17 protein-coding genes and 1 riboswitch are annotated in these 19,941 nt (G+C 38.0%); of the genes, 3 read left to right on the forward strand and 14 right to left on the reverse strand.

Annotated features, from left to right (window positions below; translation table 11 throughout):
- Positions 1-15: 15 nt before the first annotated feature.
- The 13 genes from HZI73_RS24765 to HZI73_RS24825 all read right to left on the reverse strand — a co-directional run bounded on the left by HZI73_RS24765 (position 16) and on the right by HZI73_RS24825 (position 14,443).
- Positions 16-1,395 carry an MATE family efflux transporter gene (locus HZI73_RS24765; protein WP_246552274.1) on the reverse strand — a complete coding sequence of 460 codons (1,380 nt, stop codon included), beginning with the start codon at positions 1,393-1,395 and terminating at the stop codon, positions 16-18.
- A gap of 123 nt (positions 1,396-1,518) precedes the next feature.
- A complete protein-coding gene (locus HZI73_RS24770) occupies positions 1,519-2,526 on the reverse strand; it encodes an ATP phosphoribosyltransferase regulatory subunit (protein ID WP_212696010.1) in 1,008 nt (335 codons plus the stop codon).
- Positions 2,527-2,548: 22 nt separating this feature from the next.
- On the reverse strand, positions 2,549-3,685 hold the full coding sequence (locus HZI73_RS24775; protein ID WP_212696011.1) for a PLP-dependent aminotransferase family protein: 1,137 nt from the start codon (positions 3,683-3,685) through the stop codon (positions 2,549-2,551).
- 20 nt (positions 3,686-3,705) lie between these two features.
- Positions 3,706-4,503: an RlmF-related methyltransferase gene (locus HZI73_RS24780; RefSeq protein ID WP_212696012.1), complete on the reverse strand. Its 798-nt coding sequence runs from the start codon at positions 4,501-4,503 to the stop codon at positions 3,706-3,708.
- 14 nt (positions 4,504-4,517) lie between these two features.
- Positions 4,518-5,345, reverse strand: a complete 828-nt coding sequence (locus tag HZI73_RS24785; protein ID WP_212696013.1) for a hypothetical protein — start codon at positions 5,343-5,345, stop codon at positions 4,518-4,520.
- A complete protein-coding gene (locus HZI73_RS24790; protein WP_212696014.1) occupies positions 5,333-6,148 on the reverse strand; it encodes an ABC transporter ATP-binding protein in 816 nt (271 codons plus the stop codon). Before HZI73_RS24790 ends, HZI73_RS24785 begins: the two co-directional genes overlap by 13 nt.
- Positions 6,149-6,167: 19 nt before the next feature.
- The gene (locus tag HZI73_RS24795; RefSeq protein WP_212696015.1) at positions 6,168-6,941 is read right to left on the reverse strand and encodes an ATP-binding cassette domain-containing protein; all 774 of its coding nucleotides are present in this window, start codon (positions 6,939-6,941) and stop codon (positions 6,168-6,170) included.
- A gap of 1 nt (position 6,942) precedes the next feature.
- Positions 6,943-7,785 (reverse strand): ABC transporter permease, encoded by an 843-nt coding sequence (locus tag HZI73_RS24800; protein WP_212696016.1) that lies wholly within the window; start codon positions 7,783-7,785, stop codon positions 6,943-6,945.
- A gap of 13 nt (positions 7,786-7,798) precedes the next feature.
- Entirely contained in the window at positions 7,799-8,725 is a 927-nt protein-coding gene (gene nikB, locus HZI73_RS24805) for a nickel ABC transporter permease (protein WP_212696017.1), read from the reverse strand.
- Positions 8,726-8,728: 3 nt separating this feature from the next.
- A complete protein-coding gene (locus tag HZI73_RS24810; protein ID WP_212696018.1) occupies positions 8,729-10,318 on the reverse strand; it encodes an ABC transporter substrate-binding protein in 1,590 nt (529 codons plus the stop codon).
- Between the two features lie 286 nt (positions 10,319-10,604).
- A complete protein-coding gene (locus HZI73_RS24815) occupies positions 10,605-11,456 on the reverse strand; it encodes a class II fructose-bisphosphate aldolase (RefSeq protein ID WP_212696019.1) in 852 nt (283 codons plus the stop codon).
- Between the two features lie 60 nt (positions 11,457-11,516).
- Complete coding sequence (locus tag HZI73_RS24820; RefSeq protein WP_212696020.1) at positions 11,517-12,917, reverse strand: L-fucose/L-arabinose isomerase family protein; 1,401 nt, start codon at positions 12,915-12,917, stop codon at positions 11,517-11,519.
- A gap of 38 nt (positions 12,918-12,955) precedes the next feature.
- A complete protein-coding gene (locus HZI73_RS24825) occupies positions 12,956-14,443 on the reverse strand; it encodes an FGGY-family carbohydrate kinase (protein ID WP_212696021.1) in 1,488 nt (495 codons plus the stop codon).
- Positions 14,444-14,569: 126 nt separating this feature from the next.
- Between HZI73_RS24825 and HZI73_RS24830 the strand changes: the two genes are divergently transcribed.
- A complete protein-coding gene (locus tag HZI73_RS24830) occupies positions 14,570-15,415 on the forward strand; it encodes a PocR ligand-binding domain-containing protein (protein ID WP_212696022.1) in 846 nt (281 codons plus the stop codon).
- 31 nt (positions 15,416-15,446) lie between these two features.
- Here HZI73_RS24830 and HZI73_RS24835 read toward each other — a convergent pair whose 3' ends face one another.
- Positions 15,447-17,240: an arylsulfatase gene (locus tag HZI73_RS24835; RefSeq protein ID WP_212696023.1), complete on the reverse strand. Its 1,794-nt coding sequence runs from the start codon at positions 17,238-17,240 to the stop codon at positions 15,447-15,449.
- 171 nt (positions 17,241-17,411) lie between these two features.
- On the opposite strand from HZI73_RS24835, the gene HZI73_RS24840 reads away from it, so the two are divergent.
- Both HZI73_RS24840 and HZI73_RS24845 read left to right on the forward strand, forming a co-directional pair.
- A complete protein-coding gene (locus tag HZI73_RS24840; protein WP_212696024.1) occupies positions 17,412-18,239 on the forward strand; it encodes a helix-turn-helix domain-containing protein in 828 nt (275 codons plus the stop codon).
- Between the two features lie 325 nt (positions 18,240-18,564).
- A riboswitch (cobalamin riboswitch) is annotated at positions 18,565-18,742 on the forward strand.
- Positions 18,743-18,893: 151 nt separating this feature from the next.
- Entirely contained in the window at positions 18,894-19,859 is a 966-nt protein-coding gene (locus HZI73_RS24845) for an ABC transporter permease (RefSeq protein WP_212696025.1), read from the forward strand.
- The last annotated feature ends 82 nt before the right edge of the window (positions 19,860-19,941 follow it).

The raw sequence follows: 19,941 nt of genomic DNA on the forward strand, positions 1-19,941 counted from the left end.
TTGTTAGAAATAATCTTATGCCTCTTGATTCCTCAACTTGGGTACATAACCTCGATAGAACAACAAAAATAATACCGAGGTAATCCCCCACGACACAGGATAACAACTTAGCACCATCATAAGGGTTGGTCGAAATGGTACAATGAAGAGTATCCATAGTACACGGCATAAGCAGGAACCAAAGAGTGTAATTATCATTGGCCTAAATGATTCTCCCATACCACGAATAGCACCAGGCATTACTGCACCTAAGACATATAATACATATAGTGGTGCAAATAAGAACATGATTTGTGACAGAATCTGAATGACATCATTATCTGTAACCAAAAGACGACCTAATGGTACGTGCCAAAAATATAATCCTACACTTACTAGCCCCACTAATAAGACAGCGATTGAAGCACCTACAACGACACCCTTCTTAGCACGGTCATATTGTCCAGCACCATAATTTTGGGCTACAAAAGTTGAAATCGTCGTGCAAAAAGCGTCTGAAACATACCAGACTAAAAAGTCCAACTTACCCGATACAGCCCATGCGGCAATACTATTAATCCCAAAGGTATTGATACTGGTTTGTATAATCATATTTGAGACAGGATACAGTGTTGATTGAATGCCTACTGGTAATCCTAGTCGCATAAACTCCTGTAAACAGATCCTATTGAATCGTATTTTACGTAAGTATATTTTACACGGCAAATCGGTACGCATAAGAGCAATTACGATTAAAACCCCACAGATAAATTGTGACAATACTGTTGCCAGTCCCGCACCAACAATCCCTAGACCGAATGATGCTACTAGTAATATATCTAAAGCAATGTTAATGATATTGGCTATTATTAAAAAGTAGAATGGTGTCTTTGAATTCCCTAATGCCCTAAAAATCCCTGCACCAATGTTGTAAGTCATGGATGCTGCCAACCCACTAAAAAAGATAATCACATATGTAAGGGCTTGATCATAAATCTCTGCTGGTACTTTTAAAAGCTTAATAAAAAATGGTGCAATAATAACCGCTATAATCGATAACAAAAGCCCGCCAACAAATGCAAACAACAACGCTGTATGACAAGCATTTGACACCTCTTTTAATTTTTTTGCACCAAAATACTGAGAAATGATAATCGTTGCTCCTGTTGAAAGACCTACAAAAAAATTAACGGGTAATTTCGTCAGGGTATAAACAGACTCTATAGCTGCTAAAGCCTCTTTCCCTGCGAAACGTCCTATAATAATGGCATCCACTGTTGCATATAGAGACTGTAACACAATACCAAACAAAATTGGCATGGCAAACAGTACTACTTTTTGCCAAACAACACCTTCTGTTAAATCATATTTTCTTTTATTTCCTTCTACGTTATGTTTTCTTTTACTTGCTTCCACATCATCACCTATGTTTTTTATTGTTATTCAAAAGTTAACTTAATACGTGTCATCGCCTCATTTGCATGGTTCATAGCATTATAACCACGAGTATCTTTGGTTGCACCTCCTTAACGCTTACATTTAACTTGCTGATTCTATAGACTCTATGGAATAACCCTTGGTAATTAAATACTCTGCAATACGGGTTACGCCAATACCAGCCCCACTATGGGTACAATTGGGATTCGATGGATCGATGAGTAGATTTCCACCGCCTGCAATGGCTTTATCGTAGCCTGGGACACGTGCATCATAGATAATCGTCGTGTATGCATCCCATGTCTTTGGCATATAAGGCACAAGAACAATGGACTCTTTTCCACAGATTTTACTAAAGGTATCGTATATAATTTTTAAATGGTCAATGGCATCCAATGCCGATGCATCATCTACTGTCTTTCTCAAAATATCAAAGGTCAGCCGTCGTTCACCAGACAGCTTCATAAGATATCGGAGTTTCTTTGCAAAAGCTGGATTACCTCCTTGTTTCGTGAATTTTTTGTAAAATCTGTCCCCATCTTCATGACATCTATCGATTAGCATTGAAACGTCTAGCATGTTGTCAACACCATACTGCTGACACAACCCTTTAAAAATCTGCTTATTCGTCACTCTAAAATAATAGTCTTCAAGTGGCAACCCCTGTAAACATCTATACAATGTTTTGATGGACTCAATGGACAACGCTGTATCATCTTGCCCAAATACTTCATAGCCAATTTGCCAAAATGAAAAGGTCTTCCCTTCTTCTATATCTTTATGAGATTCATTTCTCATCATTTCTTGAGAATAGAATATCTTATTTTCTGTATTAAGTAAGTTGTTACGATGTAAATACTCATACACACGAAAAGTGTACTCCGGTGACAATATATAACTTTTATCCCTAAACAAGAAATCGATAAAAATTTCAGGAAAATTTGCACCCAGTATATGTAGATGATTTTCGTAAATGGAACGTTTTGAAATAATGCCACCATAAAAATAGTCAAAATCAAGAGATAATAATTTTTTTTCTAATACTGTTCGAATAGATAAGAATGTATGGGCATTTTTCCCCATCCATTCTTTTGAACCGCTAATAAACATATTTTTTCTCCTTTTCTCGTATTTACTTTGCCGACAAATGACACACCAATTGATCCAGTGATGCTAAAAATGTCTGATTGCATAAAGCAAGGTTGATTCTAAATGCAAATCCAAAGGTTTCATCAAGACCATTGAGAAATGAAGGATAAAAAGCTTTGCCTGTACTGTTAATAACCTCTTCTATAAATGAATGGGATTTAATCTGATCAAAGGTTAAATTGTTAAAATAAAGTGTCATAAGGGAACCTGTTTCAATCTCATCACTTTCTACATTAATCTTTGATTGTATAATTTTTATTACTTCCTTATGAGCAGTGACCATAAATGCTTCATATGCCTGTAAGCAGTCATTATAATTTGGGCTTAGAAAATGCGTTATTGCACTTAGTGAAGACGCTGGTAAATTACCTGTTAATACATCTACCCAATGTTCGATAAACATATCAAAGCGCTGGGGATAAACAATAGCCGCAAACTTAAACGTGTTTAGACACAACGATTTATGAGGGGAGTATATGGCAATAAAATTATCTCTGTTACTCACTCGCCGAAGGAGTTCATTGCCTGATACACAAAAACATTCATCGGATATAATCAATGTCCCCATATCCATTAATGTGTGCATCATCTCTTCGATTTCAGGACCGTGATAAACACTTGTAGAAAATATAGGTGACGTCAACCAGATAACATCGTACTCCGATTCTACTAAGGTTTCAAATGGCAAGATATACTGACCATTTTCCCTTATTAGATTGACCTCATCATATGCTATCTCAAAAGCTTTTAAGGCCTGGGCAATAGAAAAATAGGCGGGATTGATAATGCATATCTTTTTATACTGATGTTGCTTAATCATGTTAACCAAAGTGATGATGGCCTGTGTACCGTTATCAACAAAAGTAATCCCCATTTCATCACCTGTTCTTGGATCAAGCTTTGCCTTCACCCCATCAAGGATGTGCTTATCCATGGAATAGGTATAGACATACTCTAACGTATTTATCTCAGGCATTTCTATTTTTGAGCGCATGGTCATTGCGTATTCAGGAGAAGAGAGCCAGCTTGACACATTGTAGGGTTGTTGTCCATAACTATCACAATATCTATTCTGAATATCTCTCATCTCAAGCATTTGGGTAATTCGTTCTATAAACATATCCTCTATCCTCCAAAGACTTACTTTTTAAACATAACCACATCAAATACATTATCATTGAAGTGAATGCTGTCAGCTTCACGCCATGGCCCTTTTTGGGCCTCTATTAAAGGATAATTAAATAAAGACTTAAAGCCATTGCCATAACGTATCGATACCACAACATCATCATTGGTCAACGGATAAAGATCACGAAGAATCTCCAATTTTTCAGGAATAGTGGACGCAATAATAATGTGTGTGGCTTCTTTGACATAGGCCAAATCTTTATAACTCTGGGTGTTCACCTCTATATCTAAATCTTTCCCTAAAAGATGCAGCACTTTTTTTGCATAGTCTACAGCCTCATCATCAATGTCGATACCAACAACTTTAGCACCTGTGTTTTTAGCAATCGTAAGTGGTGTCATTGGAAAGGCGCCTACGCCTATTAACAGAATGCGTGCATGCTCATCAACGACAAATTTGCCAAACTCTTCTTCTATACACCCTTCAACATTTTTAAAATAATCTGCTGGTGCATCATTGGCATGTATCAGCGTTTCGGCTCTGTATTTTTCCATCTTCCATACACAATGAGCAGATTCTCTTCGTATAGCATGAATTCTTTTTTTAATTTCTGTTTTTTGGGGATCAATGAATGTATCCCATGTCTGTCGATAATTGTCATCTAAAATAAACGTGGTGTATTCTTCTAGTGCCATTTCTAAGTCAGCCGCGGCGTTTACTCCACTATCGTGCTGTGAATTAATGTCTGAAAATCGATTGATAAATCCATCTAACGTGCCTAACAAACTACTTACTTTTGAATTAACCACTACTTATCCTCCTCTTACTCAATAAACGCAGTCCCTATAGCAGATATAAAAACATCTTCCTCTATGGTAACCTGTTTAATACATCCTTTATCATATATTGCCTCTGCTAAAATATAATCACCTGATGGCTGAATGATACGAAGTGCTGTACTCTTTTCCTGTTTATTGGCCATATAGGCGGCTAAGGATGCTGAGGCAATACCACAACTATTTTCCCAAATTTCTGTATCTGTTTCTTTTACATAAATGAGCGGTGTGATACTCAAATTATCCGTATTACACAGTGTTACGCCTTTTATTGTGTAATCATTCCCCATACCATGATGCAGAATGTATTTGACTAATGCTTTCGGTTGAGGGTGTACATGATCGTCATAGACAATACGCTGACATGCATCTGCATAGTCAACACAGCCAATTTCCATAAGTCGTCCCTTATAATCCACCACCTCATCTTGAATATGTAAAGGACAAGGCATTGTAATCTTGGTACGAAAGCCTTTCTTTAACCTTTTAGTGTAGCATTTTACTAAAGTGTCACTACCTGATACTTCAAGTGTACACTGTGTCTTCTCTCCTACTTGCAGTTCTTCATTGTAAGCCATATAAACGCTAAGAGAAGCTGCCGCATTTGCACAAAATTCACCACCCATCATTTGTAACCGATAGTCAGCTTCCCGATTATTAGCTTTTTCAATAAACCCCACTTGTTCTGCATACACGGATTCTAGTGCCATCAATGTTTTTGACAGCTTAGGGTATTGATTTCGAGGATGTTCGTCTAATACTAAAACCGTTGCATTCTTATTGGGATTCATTTTTACAAACTTTATTTTCTCCATGGTCGGTTCTCCCTTGTCAAAATGGTCACCAAATCTTTAGACATAGCCATTAGGGTTCTGGTGTACGCTTCCTTTGGATCCTTCACTAACGCCTGTGCCATACCGTGTTCAATACACTGTCCTTGATACATCACCATCACCCGCTCACAAAAATTGCAGGTTAGGGACAAATCATGACTGACAAAAATGATTGTCACACCAAGTTCCCGATTTAACTCCTGAAGTAATTGGATAACTTCGGCTTGCACAAGAACATCTAGGGCACTTGTTATTTCATCACAAAGGAGTATCTTGGGTTGTATTGAAAGAGCTCTTGCGATAGCAATTCTTTGACACTGACCACCACTTAAATGATGAGGGTATCTGTCTGCTAATCCTGGTAATATCTTAACCCGTTCTAATAGTTTGTCTATTTCTTGATTACACGCCTTCAAAGACATGGATGGGCGTAGCCGTCTCATATTCTCTAGAATCGAAGTCCTTAGCTTCCGACGGGGGTTAAATGAAGCAATAGGATTCTGAAAAACCATCTGTATATTTTGATAGATATATTCTGCCCCTTTGCTACGTAAATGGGTAATGTCTCTTCCCAGCAGCTGAACATGGCCATCTGTAGGTTGTTCTAATCCTGTTAACAACTTTAATAATGTACTTTTGCCGCTACCACTTTCTCCAATAACACCTAGAATCTCACCTTCAAACAGTTGAAGTGTCGTTGGTTTTAATGCTGCTACTGTATGTTTGTTGCGTTTAAAAGTCTTGGAAATTCCCTGGACCTTCAGCAACGGTTCTGGGCTATTCATTGCTTTTTCCTCCACTCATTTAAGGAATTGCTTTTAATAATTGGTTTGTATACCAATGCTTTGGCGCCAGTAGAACCTCTCTGATATCACCAAATTCAACAATTTGTCCTTTATGCATAATGGCAACCGTATCACATATCTGTGCAATCATTGATAAATTATGAGAGACCATGATCATAGACAGTTCTGACATTTTTCTTAAGTGCCACAGTTCTTCTACTACTTGTGCTTGACTTGCTGCATCTAATGCACTCGTTGGCTCATCAGCCAATATCAATGATGGCTGCAACATCATGGATACAACAATGGAAATACGCTGGTTCATCCCACCGCTCATTTCATAAGGGCAACTGGATAAAATACGCCTACCATCATCAAGTCCTAATTGCTTAAACAAAGCTTGTATAGCACTTATAGACTTCTTTCCCTGCCACATATTGTGACTCTTCAAAGTTTCAGCAAATTGTTTTTTATAAGGTCGTATTGGGTTAAAGTTTGTGTATGGATTCTGAAGAATCATGCCAATTTCTGTTCCTTTAATTTTCTGTCGTTCTGCTGGTGTCCATTCAGACACCATCATCCCTTTATACTGAATTCGCCCTTTTTCCACGGTAACACCGTAACTTTCAGGGTCGACAATTGCTTTTAGTAACGTGCTTTTTCCGGAACCACTTTCACCTGCAATACCAAGGCTCTCGCCTTTGCTAAGGGATAAGGTAATATGTTTACCAACACAAGTACTACCATAATTTAATTGTAGATTCTGTATTTCTAATATGTTTTCCTTTGACATACTAACCTTTAACCTCCAACAAGTCTCGGGCTGTATCGCCTAGATAATTAAATAATAAAGCAGTCAATACCACTGCTGTTCCCGGCGCCATAACCGTCCACGGTGCTAACTGAATATAGGCCCTAGATTCACTAATCATGCTTCCCCACTCTGCTTGGGGAACTTGCACGCCAAGACCTAAGAAAGACAAACCTGCAAACCCAATGAGCATGGTGCCCATTTGAATGGTGGCATTTACCAATAAAGGTCCAGCGATATTGGGTAGTATATGCCTTACCATAATATAGAGCCCACCATGTCCTCCTAAACGGGCTGCATAGACATACTCTTCCTGCCTAGCTGAAAGTGTTTGACTCTTAGCCAATCGCGCATAAAGAATCCAACTGGTAAAGCCCAGAGCAATCATAGCGTTGGCCATACCCCCTCCTAAAATACCTGCTACTGCTATGGCTAAAACCATTTGAGGTATGGACAATAAGATGTCAATTAAGCGCATAATGATACTATCAAGCACCCCACCATAATAGCCACACAAAAGACCTATAAAAGTACCCACGATAAAAGTGATGCTTACGAGTATCAATGTGGCACCAATACTGGTTCTCGCCCCCATCAACACACGACTAAAGACACAACGTCCATAATTATCTGTTCCCATGATATAGTGTTGATTTGGCTTAGAACGAATAGCCGTGGCATCGTTTTTGAAAGGATCATTGGGTACAATGAGCGGCGCTAATAAGCTGACAACAAGGAAAATTGCAGCAATGCACAACAACAATACAAAACGATTTTTTACACGTGTTCTTTTTGTATATACTCTTTTCTCATAAATTCCTTGCATATTATCCTCACTTTTATGGCTTAATTCTTGGATCCAAATACCTATAACTTATATCAATCACTAAATTCGTGATCACATACATGGCAGCGGTAAGTATGACAAAACCTTGTACCACTGGATAGTCACGATTGACAATTGCCTCCATCACTAACTTGCCAATCCCTGGCCACATAAAAATATTCTCGATGACCACACTACCACCAAGTAACGTACCAATGGATAAACCAACAACCGTTATGATGCCTGGCAGTGCATTTCTCAAGGCGTTAAAGAAGAGAATATAACCCTCTTTTACACCTCGAACTCTTGTGCTTGCAATATAATCTTTATTCAATTGTTCCAACATTTCTGTACGTACTTGTCGCAGTAGACGGCTGCACATAGGAATCGAAAGGGATAATGTAGGCAATAGCAGTCCTTGTATATTATTCTGTGCGATAATAGGAAACCATTTATAACGAATGCATAAGAAATACATGAGTAAAATACAAATTAAAAAGTTAGGCACACTATTACCCATAAAACTAATCATCCGAATGATATTATCTGTGACACGACCTTGACGTATAGCCGTGTATACACCTAATGGAAAAGCTATTAGAATAGATAATCCCATGCTTAAGCTGGATAAAAGCAGGGTGTATCCAAATGCTTCCCACAGCTTATTCGACACGTTTATACCATCTTTATAGCTGGTACCCATATCTCCCTGCAACAACTTGAACAACCAAGTACCATACTGTATCCCAAAAGGTTTATCTAAACCCATTTCATGTCTCATGTCATGTAATATGTCTTCTGAAACGATAACACCATTGAATCTTAAGCGTTGTTGAGCAGGATCGCCAGGTGCCATATAAAGCAATGCAAATGTAAGAATGGATACCCCAAATAAAATAGGAATTAACTGTAACAACCTTTTTATCACATACTGAGCCATATGTTATTCTTTATCCGTCTTAGCATCAATGCCATAGAAATCAAATGGACTTGTTTCTGCAAAACCAGAAACACCTGAGCTCAGTACTGTTGACTTATTGAAAATTGCAACATAACCAAATGCGTTGTCATCTATGGTGATTTGAATAATTTGGTTCGCTAATTCTGCTCGCTTTGCTGTATCCATTTCACTGGTCAATTTTGTAATTAATGCTTCACAATCTGCATTATCAAAACCAGCAACATCATAATAGGCACCATCTTTTAACGTATTCGTAATGAAATATGCCGGATCACCAGATAGGTCTGCATTCATACTGTATAACGCAATATCAAAATCTCTTGTTGCAATATAAGTGCTATCCGGTTTTTCTTCACTGGTTAAAACAGATTGTATACCAATATGCTTTAATTGCTCCTGCATAATTGTTGCCAATACATCTAGAGAACGACCAGGGTAATAAGCGATGTTAACTTCGAGTACCTTGCCATCTTTCTCAAAATAACCTCCGCTGTTTCGTACATATCCATCTTCTTCAAGTAAAGTAATGGCAGCTTCTGTATCTACAGACGGCTTATGCACCTTACCATATGCACTTGAAGCACTAAATGGACCTGCTGTTGCACTCACTGTACCACCTAAGTAAGATACAATATCTTCTGCATTCACCGTTAAGTTAATGGCTGCACGTACTTTGTCATTCAATCTTTCTTGATTTAAAAAATACATTTGAAGGCGTGTTGCTGGAACGGTTACCAGATTATAAGCTGCTGGGTCTGCACTAAAAATCTCCATGGCTGCTGCATTAACACCGTTATAGCAATCAATTTCGCCATTTTGCATTGCCATTAATAATGTGTCTGGATCTGGTATACGATAAAATACAGCTTTATGTAAGACAACATCACCATCCCAATAGTTTTCATTTCTTAGGAGTGTGGTTTTTTCTTGGGATTCAAAAGACTCTACAACAAAGGGACCTGTTGCAATAATCCCATTATCAAAATCTGTTATTTTGTCTAAATGAAGCATACCCATTTCACAACTTGACAACGTATTCAGCATGGTAGGAAAAGGAATTTCACTTGCAATCGTAAAAGTCTTATCATCTACCACTTCATATGTAAAGTCAGCTAAATAAGCAAATCTTGGGTTTTCAGCAGCAACACGCATAATATTGCGAACCACCATATCTGCCACCAATGGATCACCATTAGAAAATTGAACATTATCTTTAAGTAGAATTGTCCAAACAAGGCCATCTGCACTACCACTTTCAGCTAATAATGGCTCAAGAGAAAAATCATCTCCTACTTTAAAAAGTGTTTCTGTAATACCATAAGTACTTGTATGCCATCCACTATAGCCCTTGTGTGTATCTAAGGAACTGGGTGAATACTGTACGCCTATATTCAAAATCTTCTTTTCCTGTTCTTTTGAATCCTCGTTTTTTGCCCCTTTCTCAACGGTAGTAGAAGCTCCTGTACCTTCTGCGTGTGCTACAGTATTTTCTTCCTGTTCAGCTGATGAGCAACCAACTAACATTAAAAAAACTGATACACAAATAACTTGCATTAAACCAATTCTTTTCATGAAATCCTCCTCATTTAGCATTAAGTTCTTTTGAATGAATAAAATCATCACTATAGATTAAACGAGTCTAAGTTTAAGACGGTTTTAATATTAACATTTAATGGAATACTTGTCAATGATAATGATTATTATTATCACTACAAGAATGAGCAAATGTGCATTATTGCTTATTCTTTGAACAATAAAAATTTAATAAAAATTGGATGAAGTTTTATGTAAATATAGGGCAGGAGAAAAAGTTGAGTCACTTTTCCAACCTCAATAATCATTTACAATGTGAATACGCCTATATTGACTTGTTTCCAAATACTTGCATTGCTCTGCTGACATCTTCCTCCATTTTCTTCGTTGCGGCTAGGGCAAGGTCTGGGAAAAATTGTACATCCTCCTTCGCAAGCAATGTTTTTATGGCTTCAACACCTGCACGTGCCATATAGGAATAATAATTAATTTTACGTATACCAAGTGAAATGGCTGTCTTATAATCTGCTGGGCTAACCCCTGACCCACCATGCATCACCAAAGGAATGTGGACTAACTCTTTTATTTTCTTAATTCGCTCAAAATCCAACTTAGGCGTTGTGGTGTAAAAGCCATGAGCTGTTCCAAATGATGCTGCTAGAGCATCGATACCAGTTTCCTTAACAAACCTTGCAGCATCATGGGGATCTGTATACATATCTTCTATGGGTCGTTCTGTGGGTGTACTTCCTGATTCTCTTCCACCTAATATACCCATCTCGGCTTCAATACTGGCACCGTATTTTCTCGCTAAAGCAACAGCCTTTTTCGTATGTACTACATTCTCTTTATAGGATAATAATGACCCATCATACATAATGGACGTGAAGCCAATTTCTAGTGCTTTTTCAATATACGTAAGGGTATCACCATGATCTAAATGGACACATACAGGTACTTTGGCTTGTTTTGCAATATGAAGCATAATGGGACCGATGATGTGTATGGGCATGACACTTTCGTGTACTTCAGCATGGGTTAACATAACAGGCTGTTTGTTTTTTTCTGCCGCTGCAATAACAGCCATGATAATCTCTAGATTAGGACTATTAAATGCCCCTACAGCACTATGACGTTCCTCTGCTATATCCAGTATTTCTTTCATGGTCACTAACATTTTATTTCCTCCATTCCTGTCACTTTATTTGATAGATTGTTTTTAGCCGCCAAACACCTTCTAGGAATCAATGTCTATGACGTCATATTTAAGATAATGTTTAAATGCTTCTTCAAGTATATGTTTCATTTTACCTACACCAACTGTTGTATGATGTTTAAATCCATTTCTTGCTAATTTTCTGAGCTTACTTTCCAATGCTTCAATATGTGCTACGCCACCGCATCCGAAGAAACCGTCTTCAATGACATCTTCTGTGAATTCACCTTCGCTTACATACATATACAGCTTACCGTCCTCTGTCTTACAATTGGAATACGTCATTGGAAAGGAGCGAATGCGACCCTCATTTGTTCCCCACCCTGTATCTGGAGCAGTCTTGGCAATCATTTTGTGATCCGTTATACACCCCTTAGTGGTCATTAATGATGTTGGAACAGGTCCACAATGGAAAAGTACAACCTTGTCAACCTCATCACCATAATTATTGTTCCAATCCAGACAAGCTGTGGCTTGCTCTGAGGCTAAATACATGGCTCTCATGGTGATGGCAGAACATAAGTCCATCTCGCAGGAAGCCGCAATACCTCGATCATTCAGTTCCCCAAGGATAACACATGGGCTTACGTGCAAGATCTGCTGCATTTCGATCCAGCATCGTAGTGTGATGGCATCCAATTGATAGGTTTCAATATAGTCATCGATTACAACTGCCACTTTTGCCAGATTATCCATTTGGTGAGCAGGTACACGTGAAAAGTCGGAATACTGTTGAAGGACTTCTTTCTTGTGTACGACTTTATCAAGATTGCTGTTCATATGCTGAACTTTATGAATCAGGTCTGACAAATCAAAGGATTCAATGGTGATACCATATCGTTGAACGGTTACTTCATCATATCTGACCGTTTTAAAGGCTGTTGTCCTTGCACCAATACAACCAACATTGAAATGACGCATACCTTTTACAACCCGGCAGATTGCCGCGAAATCTTTTAAGGTCTGGTTAAACGCATCGGATGAGGGATGTACCACATGTGACCCCAGTAAGGTATAGGGTACTTGATATTGTTCAAACACATCTGTTACACTAAATTTTCCACAATAAGCATCTCGACGGGTTGAAAAGCCCATTTTGCCAATTTCATCTGGATAGGCTTGCATTAAGATAGGTACACCTGTCTGTTCAAGGGCTGTAATGGCACCATTTTCATCAATAAATATAGGCATAGACAGGATGACCCCGTCAAATTCTCCTTTGTGTTCTTCCAACCATTTGGCATAGATTCTGCCTTCATCCCTTGTTTCTACGGCACCATATTGGGTTGCACTTTCATCTATCATCAAATAGTTGCAACCTGCTTTTGATACCGCTTCAGCCACTTCCCGTCTTGCATCAAGAATTAGTTCTTCAGGCATAAAGCCCCTGTTTCCAAAAAATAATGCGAATGTCGTCTTCATTGTTGTCCTCCTTAACTGTTGACATGTATTATTTACTTCTATATGTTTTTGATTGCTGGGTATATCTTTTTGTACTTTTCATATAAATCATCATATAGAGCACTCATTCCTTCATTGGGGTAATATGTTTTATGCAATGTGACAAAGATTGATTCCGCTTCTTCTATGGAGTTAAACATCCCACATGCAATCCCAGCCAACATGACACAGCCTAAGGTGCCTGATTGAGCTGCACCTAACGATGTGACTGGTTTTTTTAAGATATCTGCTTTCATCTGAAGCCAGATTTCTGACGTTGCGCCACCACCTGTAGCTCTAATACAATCAACGTGTACTCCCGCCTGGGATAGCCGTTCCAAATTCAGCCGCATTTCATATGTCACACCTTCCATTAGACCTTTGTAAAGATCCTCTTTTGTTGTATCCAGGGTTAACCCTAGGATAGTACCTTTTGCTTCCATATCCATATAAGGCGTACCTGCACCTGCAAAATAAGGTAAAATCAAGAGACCTGTTGGTTTGGTATTATCCACTTGTGCATTAAAGTAATCATAGTCACTTTGATCCTCTTTTTTGTTTGCTTTGGCTTCTAGGGCACCTATTTTTTCTCTGTACCACTTCAACAATGCGCCACCTGTAAACGAAAACGCATACGTGACATGTAAATCATGAAGGAAAGGCATTCTTGCAAAGTTCCCTCTGTGTAATAACCTTTCATCCACATCACGGTTATGATAAATACTGGTCATGCATTCAACCGTACCTGTACCATCAACAACCATGCCTTCTTTGTAGACACCTGTTCCAATAGCCGCGGCAATTTGGTCATGACACCCTGACACGATAAGCGTTTTTTCATTAATGCCTAACGCCTTTGCCAATGGTGTCTTAATGGGTCCAGCAGTTGTACCAATAGGAACAACCTTAGGTAACATTGACTTGTCAATACCTGCAAACGATAAGATAGCCTCATCCCACATCAAAGTATGTACATTAAAGGCCATCGTTCTTGCTGCCAGAGAATGATCAATCTGAAAAATGCCGCTTAACTTATAGACAATGTAATCTTCAAAAAGACAGATTCTCTTACATTTTTCAAAGACCTTGGGTTGATTGTTTTTAAGCCACATGAGTTTAACGATGGTGTACATGATATCTGGACATAAACCTGTAATTTTGTTCAGATACTCTGTTCCAAAATGATGGATAAGATGTTGGCATTCTTCTCTTCCATTTGGATCGGAAAACAACAGTGAATCCCATACGGGCTCATGATTTATGTCCAATAGAACTGCCGCTTCACCAAAAGATGTTACACCAATTCCTTTTAAATCGGTTACATGCTTAACAGCATCACCTATCACCTCCTGAACCTTTTCCCATACAACAGATGGGCTTATTTTATGCATTTCAGGGGATATGTCTGACTTATACGCTTCATATGATTCACTTATTAACTGACCTTTATCATTGTAAATGGTACATTTACAACCTGTTGTTCCAATGTCGATACCAGCAACTGTCATCCTATCTATCCTCGCTCTCTTTTTCTCAATAGTGCATCTCTATACTATTGACAATACAACAAATCCCTGTATACTTATAGATAAGTTTGTTCTAATAATAGTAATTTTGTCCGGAGTGGTGATGGTATGAATCTATTATTCAATATTAACGATCTCAAAAACCTGTTGGTGGATTATTACAACCTCACAAAAATGCGTATTGCCATCTTTGATGATGGTTTTCACGAAATTGCTTCTTATCCTGATCGTTTATCCACTTATTGTCGTATCATTCGTAACGACGTTGCCATGCATAAGAAATGTACGCTATGTGACTACAACGCATTCATTCAATGCAAACAACAGAAGTCTCTCCATATTTATGCCTGTCACGCTGGTTTAACAGAGGCTATCGTACCCATCTTTGCAGACCAAACCATTATTGGATATATCATGTTAGGTCAAGTATTGACCACTAAGGATAGACATGCATTATGGCATGAAATCTCAGAGTCCATGAAGGCGCATGATGTGGATCTCACGGCTTTAAAAATTGCCTTTGACAACAAAAGAAATGTGCATCAAAATGTGATTAATTCTTCCGCTCATATGATGAAAATCTGTGCCAGCTATCTCTACTCCAGCCATAAATTGGTACTAAAAAAAGACTCTCTCCCACAAAAAATCGATGTTTTTATTGGAGAAAATCTTAGGAACGACTTGTCTGTGCCCCTTATCTGCAATCAGTTTCAAATCGGTAAAACAAAGCTTTATGACATTGCTAATCAAAGTTATGGTATGGGTATTGCTAAACATATTACACAGATTCGTTTGCAAAGAGCCAAAGAATACCTTATGGATACGGATCTTCCAATATACGAAATTGCAGACTTGGTGGGGATCTATGACTATAATTATTTTACAAAGGTATTCAAAAAAGAAACAGGCGTTACCCCCAAAGATTTTAGAAAGGGCAACACACTTCCTGTTTGAATGAGCATACGCCTAGAGTAATCAACTAATTTTATTGCTTTCTTATATACACATAGTAGGCCCCTATGTAGGTTAAGTCTTCATTAATAAATCGCGTTCGCATGTTATAATCACCTTTCTCAAGATGCATGATAAATACAACGCTTTTATCTTCCAATGAAACATCACGTTCCTGACGCTGTCCACAGACATCAACAAGTGCTTTAACCACCTTATAAGCTCTGCCTTCTGGCTTATCCTCTTTCCTATCCGTTCCACTTTCTCCCTTACATGATGCACAGATTGATAATTGAGATTCTCTCGGCCAACGTCGGAGTTCAATGGCATATTCTCCAGAATCCACAACACGTATGGCCCAAAAACCTGTACCATCAATACCTTCTCGTGTATGGCGTTGTGAAAAGCACATGGCGACGCAATCGTGCCACCCGTGACATGTTAACTTTGTCTCTTCTTCTTTCCTAATGTACATGGGGCTGTATATCATAGCATCATCCACCCTTGCATCATACCAATCTTCATAATACAAGGTGAGTTCGTTAGCTAATATTACGTTATCTTTATAAATATCATACCTTTCAGAAGGGTCTTTTTCAATATCATAGATTTCCGGTTCTATGGTTGCAGGTGAACCAAAATTTCCTGTAGCAAAAGGATTACTTTCAAGGGTTAATGGTCTAACAAGTCTTGTTGTATCGCGTAATACCGTATAGTCTTTATACTTTTGAGGCATATCCCGCTGCATATTATGAATAACTAACGTACGTCCTTGATTAAGATGGGTTTCACCTCTGGATAATGCCCCATACATACTGATACCATCTAACTGGTCATATGCATCCAGCTTAGGTAAGTGACATAAGTCAATATACGTGGTTAATAAGTCAAAATGCGTTGTTAAGCCATAGACTTGTCGCGATTTTCCAAGAACATTGCCCGGCGTAGTTATAAAACACGCATTTCTATGAGCCCCTTCATAAGTTGAACCTTTTTTCCCACGCATGTTTGCGTTATAACCATCTAAGAGATGCCCTTCTTGATCAATACTGCATCCTGTGGCTGTGCCATTATCGCCAAAGAATGTGATAATGGTGTTATCATAGACTTTTCGTTCTTTTAGATATGCCACCAATCGACCTATATTCTCATCAATGGATTCAATCATTCCAAAGAATTTTGCTCTTTTTTCAGGTACACCAGCCTGTATATACTTATCATAATATGCTGGATCAACATTAAATGGCCCGTGAGGAGCATTGGTTGGTATATAGCAAAAAAATGGTTGATCTGCATGAATAGCATCATCCATAAAAGTCATGGCAGAGCTAAACCAATTGTCGGTACAGTAACCTTGAAATTTTGTGGGTACACCATTGACTAAATAAGTATCATCATAATAATCGTTGTTCCAATAATCCGGTATTTCACCAATAACACCACCGCCAAATGAGTGAGCCACATCAAAACCACGTTGGTGTGGGTGATAGGGATAGGTATCCCCTAAATGCCATTTACCAAACATACCCGTCCTATAGCCACCTGCTTTAAAGTAATCTGCCATGGTATACAGGTCAGGTTTCATATAAAAACGACCGTTGAGTGTTGAATAAACGCCCGCTCCAAAAGAATATCTTCCTGACATTAATGCAGCTCTGGTTGGTGCACATAGAGGATCGGTATGAAAACTTTCCAAGGAAATGGATGTGTCATGGAGCTTATCCAGATTAGGGGTCTTCAACCATGGATTGCCATGAGCGCCAATATCCCCATACCCTTGATCGTCTGTAACAATTAATATGACATGCTTCTTTTTAACATCATTCATTCTTATCTCCTCTATATCCATTCTTAATGACTAGCTTATTAGTGATGATTATACACCTTATCATCTTTTCATAACATGTCATTCACCTAAATTCATATCTTTTTTCGTCTTTATCATGTATACTGATAACATTACGATTCATCCATCATTCAAGAAGGAGCCATGACCATTATGTCGTCAGCTATTAAGTTTTATGCTAATCAACTCCCTAACGTGTCAGCAGTAGGGAAAATAACGTTAAAAAAACCAAGAATTCATGTGAACCAGATTGCACATATCAACTATCTGATTTTTGTTCTTAAGGGTACATTTTATGTGAGTGAAGAAGACCGACACTATGCTGCAAAAGAAGGACAAGTTTTCTTTAGGCAATCAGGTAAACATCATTATAGTCAAACCTATATGCCTATAGGCACAACATGGTTCTGGGTGTCTTTCTCCTATGATACCTTAGGTAAAACCGTTCAAGAATCCTGCCCAGACATCCCATGTTATGCATTGCCTCAACTAACAACCATGAGCAATCAGCAACATCTATTTCAGAAACTAGAGTCCATGTATCATCTGTATCATGCCTCTAACCCCTATAAAATACCCCATTTAGCTGCTGAACTTACGAGCATTTTCTACACTATTCTTGCTAACCCACCCCATCATCATTCGGGTAGTGAGATGCTTGTTAAGAAAGTCAATGAACTTCTGATGCTCCAACTTCACAGCACATTTGATGCACATAAAATAGCTGCTAAAATAAACATGGATTATAGCTATATCGGGAAGTGCTATAAAGCCCAAACCGGCACAACCATTAATCATCATTTTAACAGCTTAAAGATTCAAAAAGCTATTGCATATATGGAAGACGGGTCCATGAACATCTCACAGATGAGTGAGGTTCTCGGCTATCCCAATCCCTATTATTTCAGTCGAGTGTTCAAAAAGTTCACCAGCTTATCCCCTAGTGCATTCATGAAACAAATGCCCTTACAACAAGACTGATGACACTTATCATGATTACTCTAGAATGATACTGAAATCCCTATACATGGTTTTGCCATGTTCTAAAGTCCTTCATGTTTATATTCCTTTACGGATTATGATAAAACCTTATGTCTAGTACTATGCATATAAAATCCATAATTTTTACCAAATGTGTGTCTATAGCTACAGTTTTTTTTAATAGAATATATTATAATCTACAAGAATGTATTTTGATATTTGCTGATTCGCTTAGATGACAAAGCAACAGTGTTAATAATAAGCATACTACATGCATATTGCAAGCATGATATCATATGTCTTGATGTTAGTTAAATACATATCCATGAAAAAAAGAAAATAAGGTGCTCAACAAGAGATAATAGGGAAAACGGTGAAAGTCCGTTACAGCCCCCGCTACTGTAAGCAGTTATGAAATCATATAAACCACTGGTATCTACTGGGAAGGTTTGAGAGTAAGTTAAGCTGCAAGTCAGGAGACCTGCCTTTTTTCAGAATGAAGACTTCGGTGGGAAGTTTTGTTGTTCAAATTTAAATGATATGATGAAAAGATTCTATTTGCATTGTATATATGATTAAATTTGTCAATGCTTAACCACCTTTAACAGGGTGGTTTTTTTATGATTGGTTAGCACATTTGAAGGAGTTTTTGAAGTGAAAAAACAGTTTAAAACTTTCAAGGATTATTGTATAGCCTTTGTATGTCTTGTTTTATTAAACTTTATGCTACCAAGATTACTGCCAGGTGACCCTGTAACAGCTCTGGCTGGAGAACAAGTAGTCTATGACATGACACCGGAAATGCATCAGCAATTACTTGAAGAATTTCAATTAGACAAGCCCATTACCATACAACTCGTTCGTTATCTCAAGTCAATTGTTCAATTTGATTTTGGTTATTCTTACTTCTATAAGAAAAAAGTAATAGACCTCTTACGTTTACATTTACCTTGGACACTGGCTTTAATCGTTACTAGCATGCTGATATCTATAGGCATAGGTTATGTCACTGGCATAGAAAGCAGCTATCATCATGGCAAGCCCATGGATAAGATTCTGTTAAGTGCCATGATGTTTATAAGTGGATTTCCACAATTTTTTTTAGGTATGCTTTTATTATTGTTTTTTAGTATCTATCTTGGCTGGCTGCCTATGGGAGGATGTGAAACACCTTGTTCAACCTTTACAGGTCTGACTCGAGTAAAAGATATAATGGTACATATGGTTCTCCCTGTTATAACCCTTGTTATTTCCGAAGTATCAAACATGTATTTATTAACAAGAAGTACCGCCATATCCATAAGTAAAAGAACATTTATGGGTACCGCTGTGGCAAAAGGATTAAAGGATAGACTGATTAAACATCGTTATTTAGGCAAGAACTGCTTTATAACACTATTAACCCTGTCTGCAATCATGATGGGAAGAATGTTTGTGGGGGTACTGCTAATTGAAGTTGTTTTTGCCTATCCTGGACTTGGAAGTCTCATTTTTGAGGCTGTAAAAGCCAGAGATTATCCCGTTTTACAAGGTGTTTTTCTCATAGTAGCATTTATGGTGCTTCTGATGAATGGACTAGCAGAATCCATTCAATTTACATATAGTCGTAAACAATTTTAACCCACGGATAAGCATGAATTGTGTTATGAAATTATGACCCTTTCCTTTTGTTTATCCCGTATGAGAGGATAGGAAGTTCCGT

The sequence above is a fragment of the Vallitalea pronyensis genome (genome assembly GCF_018141445.1).
GTDB classification, from domain to species: Bacteria; Bacillota; Clostridia; order Lachnospirales; family Vallitaleaceae; genus Vallitalea; species Vallitalea pronyensis.

Coding starts and splice junctions, on each gene's coding strand:
- HZI73_RS24770 (WP_212696010.1), bottom strand. CDS start 2,526: ATGTTTATTAGCGGTTCAAAAGAATGGATGGGGAAAAATGCCCATACA.
- HZI73_RS24775 (WP_212696011.1), bottom strand. CDS start 3,685: ATGTTTATAGAACGAATTACCCAAATGCTTGAGATGAGAGATATTCAG.
- HZI73_RS24785 (WP_212696013.1), bottom strand. CDS start 5,345: ATGGAGAAAATAAAGTTTGTAAAAATGAATCCCAATAAGAATGCAACG.
- HZI73_RS24790 (WP_212696014.1), bottom strand. CDS start 6,148: ATGAATAGCCCAGAACCGTTGCTGAAGGTCCAGGGAATTTCCAAGACT.
- HZI73_RS24795 (WP_212696015.1), bottom strand. CDS start 6,941: ATGTCAAAGGAAAACATATTAGAAATACAGAATCTACAATTAAATTAT.
- HZI73_RS24800 (WP_212696016.1), bottom strand. CDS start 7,785: ATGCAAGGAATTTATGAGAAAAGAGTATATACAAAAAGAACACGTGTA.
- nikB (WP_212696017.1), bottom strand. CDS start 8,725: ATGGCTCAGTATGTGATAAAAAGGTTGTTACAGTTAATTCCTATTTTA.
- HZI73_RS24810 (WP_212696018.1), bottom strand. CDS start 10,318: ATGAAAAGAATTGGTTTAATGCAAGTTATTTGTGTATCAGTTTTTTTA.
- HZI73_RS24815 (WP_212696019.1), bottom strand. CDS start 11,456: ATGTTAGTGACCATGAAAGAAATACTGGATATAGCAGAGGAACGTCAT.
- HZI73_RS24820 (WP_212696020.1), bottom strand. CDS start 12,917: ATGAAGACGACATTCGCATTATTTTTTGGAAACAGGGGCTTTATGCCT.
- HZI73_RS24825 (WP_212696021.1), bottom strand. CDS start 14,443: ATGACAGTTGCTGGTATCGACATTGGAACAACAGGTTGTAAATGTACC.
- HZI73_RS24830 (WP_212696022.1), top strand. CDS start 14,570: ATGAATCTATTATTCAATATTAACGATCTCAAAAACCTGTTGGTGGAT.
- HZI73_RS24835 (WP_212696023.1), bottom strand. CDS start 17,240: ATGAATGATGTTAAAAAGAAGCATGTCATATTAATTGTTACAGACGAT.
- HZI73_RS24840 (WP_212696024.1), top strand. CDS start 17,412: ATGTCGTCAGCTATTAAGTTTTATGCTAATCAACTCCCTAACGTGTCA.